Raw genomic sequence first — 14,240 nt, 5'->3', positions numbered from 1 at the left:
TATGATTGTTTCGAACAACTTTGCTGTTCCTTACTATTTAAATGTGAGGAAAGAAAAGGGAATGACGGCTTATTATTGGGCAACTCACCAATCTCAGTTAGCTCTATTTGACTCTTACGAATTGGCTTATCGCTTTTACTTTCCATCTCGACATATTTTGATTCGAAGTGAAATTAAAGCTTTCGCTCAGTAATATAATAATTGAGTACAACACCACCATATATTAAAAACATAGGAGAACTGGCTCCTATGTTTTAAAATTTATGGTTCACTGACTAATCTTAATATATTTTTTAACAGTATACTTCTTAAAAATTCTTTATAACTTTCATCTGTATTTTTGTTCGAATGTTGAACTAAATATCCATTAAGTTGAGTGATTATAATAATCGCTCTTTCTTTATATTCTTCTGAAGATATTTTATTATGAATGGGGAGGATGATTTTATAGATAAGTTCGAGATTATACTTTTGTATGATTGACAAAGCTTCATATACATAGGGCAAATGATCTGAAATAGAGAAAAACTCTTTAAATGCATTTGTGATGATCGGTTGCTCTATTTCATAAATTATATTAGTGATAATATTCATAAACCGAATTAAAGGTGGTTCATTTGCATTCAAATTAATTAAAATTTCAATACGCTGTATATAGTCACAAATTAATTTATTAAGTAAAGCTTTTAATAAAATATCTTTATTTTGAAAATAATGTTGCAAAGTACTTAAACTAATATTTGATTGAGTTGCAACTCCTCTCATACTAAATCCGGAATAACCTTTAGTAAGAAAAACTATTTCAGCATTTCTTAAGATCTGCTTTATTCTTTCTTGCCCTTTTAGAGTGGTAAAGGACTTCTTTATTTGCATAGTATCAAAGGTATCAATTTTGATCATTATCCAGCCTGTAAGTACTATTTAAAAAAAGCATTCTAAACCATGAAATTAAAAAAATATAAATAAAATATTTAAATTCTATTAAACTAAAATTAGGTCGAACGACCTATATTTTTTTAATCTAGGTCATTCGACCTAATTAATGGTTAAAAAATGGGTCAAATGACTTATTTTTATTTCTTTAGGTAGGGTTAAAATAGGTCATGTTACCTATTTTAATAAAAACAAATAATACTTGTTTTTGTTGTGTGTATAAATAATTGTATTTGAATAATTATTTAAAAAGTATGATCGTTAAAAAGATAATTTCTTTTTCTAATTTTTAGCCATTTTAATAAAGTAGGGGTGGGTATTTAATTGGGAGTTTTTGTAAGATTAAAAAAATTGATTTTAAATAACTCAACATAGTCTTTTTGTAATATGTGTATACAAGTTAAATAATTGTTATTAAATTGTGAAGAGAATCACACAATAGTAAAAGGTAGTTTGTTTTATATATAAAACAGATTAGCCATATTTTATTTGTCGAGTTTGATTCATTTTGTTCTACAAATCTAATCATTATATATGTAGGTTATGAATATGAAAAACATTCAGAAATCACTTCTTGCAGCATTAATAGTTGCTGGTTATGCGGTAAATACTCAAGCAGCTGTTACTGGACAGGTTGACGTTAAATTAAATATCTCAACAGGCTGTACTGTAGGTGGTAGTCAAACTGAAGGAAATATGAACAAGTTTGGTACTTTAGATTTTGGTAAAACTTCCGGTACTTGGAACAACGTATTAACAGCTGAAGTTGCTTCAGCAGCAACAGGTGGCAATATTTCTGTGACTTGTGATGGAACAGATCCTGTTGATTTTACAGTCGCAATTGACGGTGGTGAACGTACAGACCGCACTTTAAAAAATACTGCTTCTGCTGATGTAGTTGCATATAACGTTTATCGCGATGCTGCACGTACAAACCTATATGTTGTAAACCAACCACAACAGTTCACTACAGTAAGTGGCCAAGCTACTGCTGTACCAATTTTCGGTGCAATTGCTCCAAACACAGGTACACCAAAAGCACAAGGCGATTATAAAGATACTCTATTAGTCACTGTAAATTTCTAAATATAAAAAAGAAATAATTAATTGAGTAGCAGGTTTGCTCAAATATGAGTAGACCTGTTTTAAATGGAGGGAAGATGATATTCAATCGTGGTTCGGCATTTATAATTTCTTATTTTTTAATTTCTTTATTAAATGCGGGTGAAATTGGAGCTAAATTAACTAGTCAAATTGAATTATTGCCTTCTTGTTCTATTAATAATAACGTTGTAGAAAATAATGCAGCAAATTTAAATTTTGGAACTATAGATTTTGGTGAAGCTACCACAGGTTTTAAAGGGGTTTTAGAAGCCAGTTTAGTTAATAATGGTAATTCAGGTTTTAAGATTGAGTGTGCAGGTATTTCGACTGTAAAAATAATATTTGGAGCAGGAAATAATGATAGTAATATTCCAGCTTCATTTTCACAAAATTATTATCATGCTTTAAGTAATGGTAAAGATTTTATTGCTTATAACTTGCTCTATGGTTTAAATAAACAAGTCATTAAAGCAAATGAAGCTTTTATTCTTAATGATATGAATAATAAAAAGAATATCGATATTTTTGGTCAAGCAGCCCATGATGGTAGTCGTATATCTAAGGGTGAATATAAAGATATAGTACCAATTACGATTGAGTTTTAAGAAAAATGAAATACTTATATTTTAAAGCAATATTTTTGCTATCTGTTAGTCAATTTATATATGCAGCAGATCCTCAGCTCAATTCAAGTTTTAAAGTACAAGCTAAAATTGAAAATGGCTGTTCAATAGATAATATTGAGCAAAACATGGATTTTGGTAAATACTCTGCTTTATCAAAAAATAAAGTAATGACTAATGTTATTAATAGCAAAGGTTCTTGGAATATCCGTTGTACGGAAAGTTTACCTGTAAGTATTTCTATAGATGGTGGTGAAAACCTTCAAAATAATACAAGACGTATGAAGAATAGTTCATCCCCTAATTATTTATCTTACAAACTGTATAACTCTAGCAGTTTATCCAATGAATATATTGTAGGTAATAAATATTTATTGCCTGCTACAACACCTACAAACCGTCTGGCAAATTTTGAAATATATGGTGTCGTTGATTTAGAAAATAATAATGAACCCCATGCGGCCGGAATTTATAAAGATACTGTTTCAATAATGATTACATGGTGATTTGTATGAACAATTCTGCATTTATTAAAAATGGCATTTTAAAATCTTTTTTATTTGCAAGTACATTATCACTTGTTACACCTGTGATGGCACAAGCAACTTTTCTAATTTGGCCGATTTATCCAAAAATTGAAGCCAATGAAAAGGCAACTGCGGTTTGGCTTCAAAATACGGGTAAGACCGATGCAATGGTGCAAATTCGGGTATTTAAATGGAATCAAGATGGCTTAAAAGATAACTATAGTGAGCAATCAGAAATTATACCAAGCCCGCCTGTAGCTAAAATTAAAGCAGGCGAGAAGCATATGCTTCGCTTAACCAAAAGCGCCAATTTGCCGGATGGCAAAGAGCAGTCATATCGTCTGATTGTAGATGAGTTGCCGATCCGACTTTCTGATGGCAACGAGCAAGATGCTTCTAAAGTAAGTTTCCAAATGCGTTACTCAATTCCATTGTTTGCTTATGGGAAAGGAATTGGCAGTGGATTAACCGAAGAAAGTCAAAAAATTAATGCAAAAAATGCTTTAGCAAAACCGGTTTTACAGTGGTCAGTTCGCAATAATCAACAAGGCCAGTCTGAGCTATATCTTAAAAATAATGGTCAGAAGTTTGCGCGTCTTTCGGCACTGAAAACTTCAAAAACAGGTAATGATATCTCTTTAGGAAAGGCTGCTTTTGGCTATGTTTTATCAAATAGCACTGTAAAGTTTGCTATTGATCAGTCAACGGCACATGAGTTGGCAAAAACATCTAAAATTTATGGTGTGGACAGTTCTGGTATTAAACAAGAATTGATCGAAATCACCAAAATGGAGGATCCATCATGATCCTTCGGCATAATAATTTATGCAAAAGTATTTTGCTGATTTTATTGTCGGGTGGATGTTTAAATATTCCAAATACTGTGTTCGCAGGCGATTTGCCTCCACCACCAAGAGACATTAATGAAATTAATCAACTTTTTAAACTGTATCTCGATTTGGTTGTGAACCAATATTCGGTCCAGCAAGTTGTGCCAGTGATTGTGAAAAATGATGAGTACTTCATACAAAAAAAGAAGCTGATTGATGAATTAGAAATTAAGATCCCTCAAGAGTTATTAACAAACACTGACACATCTTTATCGAATCAAGATGTTTTGACATTGGGGTTTAGTGGTGACGCGAGTGATTGGATATCTTTAGATAAATTAAAAGATGTAAGTTATGAATATCAATCTTCGAACCAATACTTTAAGCTCAATTTTCCGCCCGCTTGGATGCCCACTCAAGTTTTGGGTAAAGACTCATGGTATAAGCCGGAAGTCGCTCAGTCTGGTATAGGGCTGCTCAATAACTATGATTTTTATACATATAGACCCTATCAAGGCGGTTCAACCAGTAGTTTATTTACTGAGCAGCGTTTTTTCTCTCCGTTAGGGGTCATTAAAAACTCTGGTGTCTATGTCAAAAACCATTACAAAAATGAAGGTAACGCCGAGTCTGTAGATAATGATGGCTATCGTCGTTATGACACATCTTGGCAGTTTGATAACCAAAAGAATGCTACATCTTTTTTACTGGGTGACATTATTACCGGTAGTAAAACGACATGGGGAAGTTCTGTTCGACTAGGCGGTTTTCAGGTACAGAGAAACTATTCAACTCGACCGGATTTAATTACCTATCCATTGCCACAATTTATTGGGCAAGCTGCGTTGCCAAGTACAGTCGATTTAATTATTAATGGGCAAAAGACCAGCTCAACAGAAGTACAGTCTGGGCCATTTATTTTAAACAATGTTCCTTTTATTAACGGTAAAGGGGAAGCTGTTGTGGTCACGACTGATGCAGTCGGGCGCCAGGTCACAACATCGGTCCCATTTTATATTTCTAATACTTTGCTCAAGCCCGGCTTATTTGATTACTCATTGTCTTTAGGGAAAATCCGTGAAGACTACGGACTTAAGAATTTTTCTTATGGAAAATTTGCAAGTGCAGCCGATGCCCGTTATGGGGTAAATGACTGGCTGACTGTAGAAGGACGCACCGAACTTTCTTCAGATTTACAGTTATTGGGTGCTGGGTCTGTACTCAAGCTTGCAAATTTAGGTGTGCTGAGTGCCTCTTTTACCCAAAGTAAAGCCGACAAATCTATGTCTGAAGATCGAACGAAAGACTTGGAAGGTAATCAATATACAGTTGGATACAGCTATAACCGTAATCGGTTTGGTTTTAGCATTAACCATAACCAACGTGATGATGAATATACCGACCTTTCACGGCTGCAATATAGCAATTTAATTTCAGTTAATAGCAATAAAAGCCTAACGGCCAATACTTACTTTGCCACTAAAAACTCAGGAACTTTTGGCGTTGGTTATATCAATACCAAGGCGAATGACTTCAAAAATCGCTTTTTAAACTTGTCTTGGGCGCCTGTTTTACCGACTTATATGAATGGCGTGACTGTTTCATTAAGTGCCAACCGTGATTTCATCGAAAAAGAATGGAGTGCTGCATTTCAGCTTTCGATACCGTTGTTTCAGCGAAACGCGACTGTTAACTCAGGTTATGCGTTTAATAAGCAGGGCGATACTGGCTACCTTAACTTCAACCGCTCTGTTCCGTCTGAAGGTGGTTTTGGTGTCGATTTAACCCGACGCTTTAATGAAAATAGTGAAGATTTAAATCAGGCACGCGTCAATTACCGCAACAGTTATATTAATACTGACTTTGGTCTGTCTGGAAACCATGACTATAACTACTGGTTTGGCCTATCCGGATCTCTCATTTATATGGCAGGAGATTTATTTGCCTCAAACCGATTAGGTGAATCTTTTGCATTGATCGATACAAACCAAGTGCCTGATGTTTTGGTCAGATACGAAAACAGTTTAATTGGCCGCAGTAATAAAAAAGGCCATATTTTTGTGCCATCGGTAACACCTTATTATTCGGGTAAATACAGCGTCGACCCAATCGACTTACCTTCCAACTTTACAATCACACAAGTTGAACAACGGATAGCGGCTAAACGCGGTTCGGGCGTTGTGATTAAGTTCCCTGTTCATCAGTCTATTTCTGCAAATGTCTATTTGACTCAGGCAGATGGCAAACCTGTGCCGGTAGGGTCTGTAGTACATAGAGCTGATCAAGAGTCTTCTTATGTGGGAATGGATGGCATTGTCTATTTAGAAAATTTAAAACCGAATAACACCGTAACGGTTCAGCGTTCGGACCAAAGTATTTGTAAAGCAGATTTTTCTGTAGATGTAGAACAAGCCAAGCAGCAGATTGTGGTGGTTAAACCTGTTACTTGTCACGAGGTATCTTTGCCATGAATATAAAAACAAAAAAATTACTCAGACATTTATGTATGTTTTCTGGACTGATGTTGACGGGAAATATGGCTCATGCTGCATGTAGTGTGAGCGCTTCAGGTACATCTTCTATTTCGGTCCCGTCTATTTACTTAATGGAAAATGGTGAAAACTCATCACAATTTAATTCGGGTTTGTCGTGTACAGGTTTTAGCTTGGCTTTAGCAAACATGACCTACCTAAAATATCGGGTTGAGCAAATGTCAAATTCATTTACCAATGCTCAGACCGGAGAAAAACTTAACGCCATTATTTTAGACAGTAACAATGAAATCATTAGTTTAGGCCAAGAAAAAGACATGAGTAGGTTTGCGCTGGTCAATCTTTTTAGCGGGCCTGATGGCAATTTACCTTTCTACATACGGCTTCCGGCTGGGCAAAGTGTATCGCCGGGTGTTTATCAAGCCGACTCGCCGTTAAAAGTAAAATGGTTCTATTCTGTACCCGCAGTTGCGATTGTGGGAATCGGGGTGTTCTTTGAGAGTCCTGGGTTTAGACGCGGTGCATTGGGTATTGGTTTTAACTGGGGAAGTGGGGCAGACTCGCTTGGTTCATTCTCAATTACTGTACTGCCAGACTGCCGAATTTTAGCTCAAGACGTAAACTTTGGTACGGCGGCGTTTGCTTCCAAGCTTGAACCTGTTCAGTCGTCTATGGGAATACGTTGCTCTGTAAATACACCATATTATGTGAGTTTAAATAATGGACTTTCCCCGCAAAATGGCAACCAGCGAGCTATGAAGTCACAAACGGGAAATACATTTTTAAAATACGATATTTTCAAGAATTCATCGAATGACCGATGGGGAAGCGGTAACGAGCGTTGGTCGAGTTTAAATGCAACGATTAACCCGGGTGTACATAACGGGGTAACTCAGCAGAACTATGTGTTTACTACAAAAATTGTTGATGAAAACGCAGATACAGTACCAGCGGGAACTTATCAAGATACGGTCACGGTACAAGTCGAGTTTTAAAAGCTGTTTTATAGAGGAGATAAAAGCTCAGTTCATGGGCTTTTATCTTTAACCAAACTATTCAATTTCTAACTGATCATCATCTTTGGTAATTTTAATTTTTATTTTTTTATATTTCCGCTTATTTGGATCGAGCGCCGAGTTTATTACTTCATCGGCAAAAGGCGGGCACTGCATGAGTTTTGCATAAGCTCTATAGCCGATGCGTATTCGATTAGGCGGGCAATCGGTTCTTTTTGAATAGTATTCAATGAGTGAGTTCAGTTCTTGTAATAAAGTTTGCTGTTCCATCATACATACTTAACAATTAGATAACTCAAGCATAATAGATTTAAACCTTTTGCTGTGTAGCTGTTTATCATAAGCACCCATCAAAATTGTGATGGAGTTCTCTAAAATAACTTATAAATGTATTAAGTTTGTTTTGGGGTAGGCTGAGGTGTTTTTTTAATTGAACTGTCACAATGGAAAGCTAAGTTAGACCTATAACAAAAAGAATGAAGATTGTTGCGAACAATAAAACCAAGAAGCAATTTTCAACTAAAGCTGGTCTGCTGTAATTAAGCTAATTCGAAAGAATTGGCTTTTTTATTTATTAAATATTATTCCAATAGATTTACTAAGTTAATTATTTCTTTACTATCAAATTGAATGAAAAATATATTAAAAGAATAGCGACATTTAAGTCGCTACTCTTATAAAAAACGTTGCTTTACTCATGCTATATCAGGGTGTTTATCAGCAAGTTTTTGACGTTTTTGTTGAAGCTCCTGAATTTTCTGATCAATATTTTCAATTTTCTGTTCAATAGTTTCATGAAACTCTTCAAGTAACTCTTGTGCTTCCTCTATATTGTGAGCAATAGGCACGCCCCCAATTAAAGGCTTATTGGCTGTTTCCTTTAAATACATTGCAGTAGCAATACCTACCACCCCGCAAATCATCAAGTAATAGGCTGGAACCATCAGATTATGGGTAGTTTCAACCAGCGTTGCGGTAAGAGTTGGGGTTAAACCAGCGATAACTACTGAGAAATTAAAGGCAATACCTAAAGCGCTATAACGGATTTCAGTTGGAAATAGGGCAGGTAAAGTTGATGCCATCACTCCGATAGACATATTGAGAGATAAAGCAAGAATAAGTAAGCCTATAAAAATTTGATAATTTACTCCAGAGTTAAGTAATACAAAGGCCGGATAGGACAAGAAAATAAGAGAAAAGCTTCCAATAAAAATAAATGGGCGACGTCCGAACTTATCACTCAAATAACCAATCACAGGTTGTACAAATAGCATGCCAACCATAACCGCAATGATAATAAGTGCACCATGTGCTTCTGAATAGCCTAAGTTATGCGAAAAATAGCTTGGTAAATAAGTTAGCAACATGTAGTAAGTAACGTTAGTGCTGATTACTAGACCAATGCACACCAATAAACTACGCTTATGTTTAACAAAAATTTCTTTGAAACTAAATTTTTGGGGTTTACTTTTTTGTGCTTGTTGCTCTGAATGCTGTTGATATACAGGGGTTTCTTCAAGGCGGTTTCGTAAATATAAACCGATTATGCCCAGTGGTAGAGCGAGAAAGAAGGGAATACGCCAACCCCACTCGGCAAAGCGTGCCTCACCCACGGCGTGTGTGATCAAGGCGACAGTTGCAGCCCCAAGTACAAAGCCGGCTATCGATCCAAAATCAAGCCAGCTTCCCATAAAACCACGTTTTCGGTCCGGAGAATATTCAGCTACAAAAATCGCAGCACCTGAGTATTCACCACCAATGGAGAAGCCTTGTACAATTTTTACGATGAGTAAAAGAATAGGTGCCCATAAACCGATTGTTTCATAAGATGGAATAAGGCCAATACCAAAGGTACTGATGGACATAATAATGACAGTAATGGCCAGAACTTTTTGACGTCCGTATTTGTCACCTAAATGTCCAAAGAAAAGACCACCTAATGGACGGAAAATAAAAGGTACTGAAAATGTAGCAAGCGCGGCAATCATTTGCACGCTTGGTGAAGTATCTGGGAAAAATACTTTACCGAGAACGTATGCCACATAACCATAAACTCCGAAATCAAACCATTCAATTGCATTACCTAATGCAGCTGCAGTAATCGCTTTTTTGGTTTTTTCGTTCTCGATGATATTGATATCATCAATCTCAATAGGTTTTACTTGTTTTTCAGATGTGCGCATATCTAGCCTAAGAATTGAATCTCAGTATTTAAAGTGAAAATATACGGTTTTAAATACTGAATTAAAAAATTGCAGAATAAAGAGACAGAATAACGATAAGTTACTCAAGAAAAGGGAATTAAGAGGTGTTCTCTTAATGATCAACAAGATAGCAAAAGAGAACTAATTATTTGTTTATGTTAGAGTTTTAAATTGTGGAGAAATTGTATGGATAAAGTTACATAAGTTTACTTAGTGGTAAAACTGAATCAAGGGTTAAAAAAATTATATAAAAATTGATAAAAGACATGAGATTAGCATAAAAGTTAAGCGCTATTTTTTGAGCTTAAAAGGCCAAGTTTTTTTACTTTTAATATACAAAAACTGAACTTGCCTTATATCAGGTTTTCATTAATCAAACTTCGTTGCTTCAGGGATTGACTCTAAATAATCAAAAAATTGTTGAATCTGTTCTTCAGTTACACGTGCTGTAGAAATCGGGGCCAATTCATCTCTACCCAAGAAACCGATATCTACCTATGTAACGTTGATAAGTATTTTATACACCCCAATTTAACAATAAATTTTAATTATTTATCCTTACTTTTTAATGATCTATTTTAAAACAAATGTCATTTTGTGTGCTTGACTGTAATAGGGCAGAGCACTATCCTTGCCTGCTGGCCTACATTGCCAGCCGGCTTTGACAGGCTGATTTAGACCGCATCAGAGTTATTTCTTCTGAGGAATAGTTCTGTGTGTAAGCTTCTCGTCTCCTCCCGTAGCGGTAGGACGGGAGAGGGACACCTTCGGGTGTGCTGGCGTCTAACCAGTCTGTCAACCTTCTCTCGTTCTGCCACCATAATCATTTGACAGTGATTCGGTAGAGCTTCTTTAGACATGAGGAGTTTTCTATGCGTACTATTTCTTATTTATTGGCCTTTGCCAAATTCTCTCTATTTATACCGCCTAAACAGTCATTAAAACGGCTCAATAGACCGTAGGTTTTCTACGCCTTAAGCATCGTTACGACTCAAAATCATAGCAACAATAAACCCGAGATAGGCGAGCACACCATTTTGTGCGGTTTTCGCATGCCTGTATTTAGCACTCATTTTAAGAGTGACGGCATTTTTATCTCTTTTTACATACAACAAAAAATTATTTTAAGCGGTATACATGAAAAATTTAGGCACTTCATTTAGAGCATTACACGTGCTCTACATAGCATCGGATTTATTTAAACAATACGGGTTTCATAAGGTTGGGGTAGACCGAATTATTAGCGAAACTAAAATTTCCAAAGCTACTTTTTATAACTACTTTCATTCAAAAGAACGTCTGATTGAAATGTGCCTCTTACTTCAAAAAGACACATTAATGGAAAAAGTAAGAGTGGAGATAGAAACGACTCACTATTCAACTTTCGCTCATAAACTCAGGCAAATCTATCACTTACATGCCAATTTAAAGAGCGCTTATTATCTGTTGTTTAAAGCAATTTTTGAAATTAAAACGAGTTATCCTACAGCTTACCAAACGGCAATACGCTATAGACGATGGATTAAAAACGAAATTTTCTGCCTGCTTATGGAAACTAAAAAAGCCGTTTCATATGCCGAAGCGGAAATTTTTATATTTATGATAGATGGGGCAATTTTAGGACTTTTGACTTCAGACAGAGCCGAAGAACAAACCAAGTTGTTAGATTACTTTTTAGTGAGGGTTAACTAAATTTATTGAACTAAAGAATCAGTATTTTAGAATGAATTAACTATCTTTTTATTTTGAAATAATGATTTCTTAATTAAAAATTAACATGATTAATCTTTTATTTTATTGTTCTAGATTTTAAAAAGGACAAGTTATTTAGACTGAAAACTCACCAAATACTAAGAAAGAGTGAGTTTATAAAATCTGAAATAAAAATAGATGAAGACTTAACAATATAAATTTTTGGAGATATTCGTGGATGATCATCATTTAAAAAGAAAAGTCGGCACGCTTGAAATGGTCGTAGCCATGCTGCTTTCAGGGAGTATTGGTCTATTTGTGATTAAGTCAGGTCAATCACCCGTTAATATTGTATTTTTCCGTTGCCTTATTTCAGCATTGTGTTTAATACCGATTTGTTACTTTTATGGTCATTTTAAAAAAGTATACTTCGGTAAAAAAGAACTGTTTTTAATGGTGACTTCGGGCCTTCTAATTATTTTTAACTGGGTTCTACTGTTTGCTGCTTTTCCTAAAACTTCTATTTCTTTAGCGACGATTGTTTATCACGTGAACCCGTTTGTCATTTTATTTTTAGGGGCGTTGGCCTTTCACGAAAAGCTCAATAAGAATGATGTGCTATGGACCATCGTTGCTTTTGTAGGGCTAATCGTGATTATAGGCTTAGGCAGTGCTTCGGTGAACTCTAATGAGTTGGTCGGCTTGGGGCTGGTTCTTATTGCCACAACACTTTATTCCATATCGGTATTAATCACTAAAAAATTAAGTAATACACCGCCGTTATTAATTGTATTTATACAAACCCTGAGCGGGGCCATTGCCATGACTCCATTTATGTCGGTTTTTGAAAACCCGCCGATCGGTCAACAATGGCTGTTTGTGGTCGGATTGGGAGTTTTGCATACCGCATTTCTCTACTATTTAATGTATTCGGCGATTAAGAAAATACCTTTAAATAATATTGCGATCTTATCTTTTATTTATCCAATATCGACCATAGTGATTGATTATTTCTTCTTTGATCATGTGTTGACTAGTACTCAAGTTTTAGGTGCAGGTTTAATTTTATTAGGCGTATTGGGTGTGAAGTTGCATTGGAATATTTTTGCAGTAAAAAAAGTAGGAATAAGGAATTAAGATATAAAAATAAAAGGTGAGGTTGTTAAAGCCTCACCTTAGTTATAATTTTATTTTATCTTTTTCGCTTTTGTGTATTCGGCATAAGCTTCATCTGCAAAGCGTCGTAAAGATTCACCAATTGCGGCATATTGATATTCATTAAGGTTAGCTAAAGATGCACGAGCAGAAGGGTGCTGCACACCGAAGCCAGAACCGGGTAATAAAACCACACCTGTTTCATCAGCTACTCTAAATAATAGCTCGGTTGGGTTTTTATTTTTCATGACCCAATCGGCAAACTCATCTCCATAGAGAGTTCGTGAAGTGTTTTCGAGGTTGACTAGGGTGTAGTAGTCCACAGCATTTGGATCTGTTGGGACATCGACACCAAGCTGTCTATAAAGTGCTGCATCACGTTCACGAACAACAGATTTGACTGCTTTTTTATAGCTTTGGCGTGAGTCCATCATATTAAATAGCGCAAATAAAACCATTTGAACTTGCTGTGGGGTAGACAGACCAGCGGTATGGTTCAAAGCAACATTTCGGCTATCGGCAACTAAGCGGTCAATAAACTTAATGCTTGCTGGGTCGGTGGTTAAAGATGAATAGCGGTCTTCCAGCTCTTTCTTCTCTTTTTTCGATAAGTTCGCAATTTGTTTATCAAGCACATTGTTATTTGAAAGTGCAATGACACCAAGTCGCCAACCAGTCGCACCAAAGTATTTAGAAAATGAATAAACCAAGATCGTGTTGTCAGGACAGATCGCAAATAGTGATTTGAAGTTATCGGCAAAAGTACCATAAACGTCATCTGTCAAAATGATCAGGTCGGGGCGTTTTTTAACAATATCTGCCAAAATCGCAAGGCCTTCATCACTCATTTTCACTGATGGCGGATTACTAGGGTTCACTAAGAAGAACGCTTTAATAGACGGATCTTCTAACTTTCTAAGTTCTGACTCTGGATATTGCCAGCCGAGTTTAGGGTCTGCCTCAATAAGTACTTCTTCAAGCTGGTAGTCATTAAGTTTTGGAATTTCCAGATATGGCGTGAAAATAGGGCTACCAATGGCAATACGGTCGCCGTTTTTAATAATTTTATTTTCTTTTAATGAGTTAAAAATATAGGCCATTGCAGCTGTTCCGCCTTCAACAGCAAACAAATCTAAATCACTTTTTTGCATGCCTTGTACGCCCATTTCTCGTAAGACATACTCTTTAATAATCGTTTCACTTACTCTGAGCATACGATCTGGAACTGGATAGTTACAGCCTAAAATTCCTTCAACCATTTCAAGCAGAAAAAGATCTGGGTCTAAACCTAACTGGTCGCGTACATAAGAAACAGCTTTGCCTAAAAAGACGATGCCGGGTTTGTCACGGTTTTCCAAAATGAAATTATCAAAACGTGACTGGAGACCAACGGGGCGCGGGAAGCCACCTAAACCTTCAGGCATATAGGAAAATGAAAACTCGGATTCAGTCGCAGAAAACAAACCCAGTTGAAAGAATGCTCTACGTGGGATAGTGGCAAGAAAGTTCGGATTACCACGCCCAGCATTTAACATCATTCGGTCAGTTTTGCTTTGAGCTAATTCTATTAAATTATCTTTAAGTTCAAATGGGCTGAGTTTTGCGTATTTAGAATAATCGACTTTCCCCATGGGACGTCTCCTTAATTATAGTGAGATGAATAA

Annotated in this window: 13 protein-coding genes and 1 pseudogene; 9 read left to right on the top strand and 5 right to left on the bottom strand. The window is 35.9% G+C overall.

What is annotated here, in order from left to right; genetic code table 11:
- Position 1: 1 nt before the first annotated feature.
- Positions 2-193, top strand: a complete 192-nt coding sequence (locus tag EG365_RS01350; protein WP_000637306.1) for a hypothetical protein — start codon at positions 2-4, stop codon at positions 191-193.
- Between the two features lie 68 nt (positions 194-261).
- On the opposite strand, the gene EG365_RS01345 is transcribed toward EG365_RS01350, so the two are convergent.
- Positions 262-900 carry a TetR/AcrR family transcriptional regulator gene (locus EG365_RS01345; RefSeq protein WP_000590088.1) on the bottom strand — a complete coding sequence of 213 codons (639 nt, stop codon included), beginning with the start codon at positions 898-900 and terminating at the stop codon, positions 262-264.
- Positions 901-1,482: 582 nt separating this feature from the next.
- On the opposite strand from EG365_RS01345, the gene csuAB reads away from it, so the two are divergent.
- The 6 genes from csuAB (at position 1,483) to csuE (ending at position 7,504) form a co-directional block, all read left to right on the top strand.
- Entirely contained in the window at positions 1,483-2,019 is a 537-nt protein-coding gene (gene csuAB, locus EG365_RS01340) for a Csu fimbrial major subunit CsuAB (RefSeq protein ID WP_000790104.1), read from the top strand.
- A 74-nt stretch (positions 2,020-2,093) separates the two neighbouring features.
- Positions 2,094-2,642 carry a Csu fimbrial biogenesis protein CsuA gene (gene csuA / locus EG365_RS01335; RefSeq protein WP_000576999.1) on the top strand — a complete coding sequence of 183 codons (549 nt, stop codon included), beginning with the start codon at positions 2,094-2,096 and terminating at the stop codon, positions 2,640-2,642.
- Positions 2,643-2,647: 5 nt separating this feature from the next.
- Complete coding sequence (gene csuB / locus EG365_RS01330; protein ID WP_000876480.1) at positions 2,648-3,166, top strand: Csu fimbrial biogenesis protein CsuB; 519 nt, start codon at positions 2,648-2,650, stop codon at positions 3,164-3,166.
- Positions 3,160-3,993, top strand: a complete 834-nt coding sequence (gene csuC, locus EG365_RS01325) for a Csu fimbrial biogenesis chaperone CsuC (RefSeq protein WP_001988023.1) — start codon at positions 3,160-3,162, stop codon at positions 3,991-3,993. Before csuB ends, csuC begins: the two co-directional genes overlap by 7 nt.
- A complete protein-coding gene (gene csuD, locus EG365_RS01320) occupies positions 3,990-6,488 on the top strand; it encodes a Csu fimbrial usher CsuD (RefSeq protein WP_000603301.1) in 2,499 nt (832 codons plus the stop codon). Before csuC ends, csuD begins: the two co-directional genes overlap by 4 nt.
- A complete protein-coding gene (gene csuE / locus EG365_RS01315; RefSeq protein WP_001022735.1) occupies positions 6,485-7,504 on the top strand; it encodes a Csu fimbrial tip adhesin CsuE in 1,020 nt (339 codons plus the stop codon). The genes csuD and csuE overlap by 4 nt, the downstream gene beginning before the upstream one ends.
- Positions 7,505-7,561: 57 nt before the next feature.
- Here the strand turns inward: csuE and EG365_RS19360 are convergent, their stop codons facing one another.
- The 3 genes and pseudogenes from EG365_RS19360 to EG365_RS01300 all read right to left on the bottom strand — a co-directional run.
- The gene (locus tag EG365_RS19360; protein WP_000437831.1) at positions 7,562-7,795 is read right to left on the bottom strand and encodes a hypothetical protein; all 234 of its coding nucleotides are present in this window, start codon (positions 7,793-7,795) and stop codon (positions 7,562-7,564) included.
- A 425-nt stretch (positions 7,796-8,220) separates the two neighbouring features.
- Complete coding sequence (proP, locus tag EG365_RS01305) at positions 8,221-9,708, bottom strand: glycine betaine/L-proline transporter ProP (protein ID WP_001260530.1); 1,488 nt, start codon at positions 9,706-9,708, stop codon at positions 8,221-8,223.
- Between the two features lie 390 nt (positions 9,709-10,098).
- Positions 10,099-10,221, bottom strand: a pseudogene (locus EG365_RS01300) (ADP-ribose pyrophosphatase); the annotation flags it as partial.
- 645 nt (positions 10,222-10,866) lie between these two features.
- Here EG365_RS01300 and EG365_RS01290 point away from each other — a divergent pair.
- Both EG365_RS01290 and EG365_RS01285 read left to right on the top strand, forming a co-directional pair.
- Positions 10,867-11,421 carry a TetR/AcrR family transcriptional regulator gene (locus tag EG365_RS01290; RefSeq protein ID WP_000792950.1) on the top strand — a complete coding sequence of 185 codons (555 nt, stop codon included), beginning with the start codon at positions 10,867-10,869 and terminating at the stop codon, positions 11,419-11,421.
- 234 nt (positions 11,422-11,655) lie between these two features.
- Positions 11,656-12,558, top strand: coding sequence for a DMT family transporter (locus EG365_RS01285; protein WP_000340895.1), 903 nt, complete (start codon positions 11,656-11,658; stop codon positions 12,556-12,558).
- A 50-nt stretch (positions 12,559-12,608) separates the two neighbouring features.
- Here the strand turns inward: EG365_RS01285 and EG365_RS01280 are convergent, their stop codons facing one another.
- Positions 12,609-14,207 (bottom strand): bifunctional aspartate transaminase/aspartate 4-decarboxylase, encoded by a 1,599-nt coding sequence (locus EG365_RS01280; protein ID WP_000520927.1) that lies wholly within the window; start codon positions 14,205-14,207, stop codon positions 12,609-12,611.
- Between the last annotated feature and the right edge of the window lie 33 nt (positions 14,208-14,240).

This window comes from Acinetobacter sp. FDAARGOS_494 (assembly GCF_003812225.1).
In the GTDB taxonomy this organism is placed as follows: domain Bacteria; phylum Pseudomonadota; class Gammaproteobacteria; order Pseudomonadales; family Moraxellaceae; genus Acinetobacter; species Acinetobacter baumannii.
This window is presented reverse-complemented; position numbering and strand designations above follow the sequence as displayed.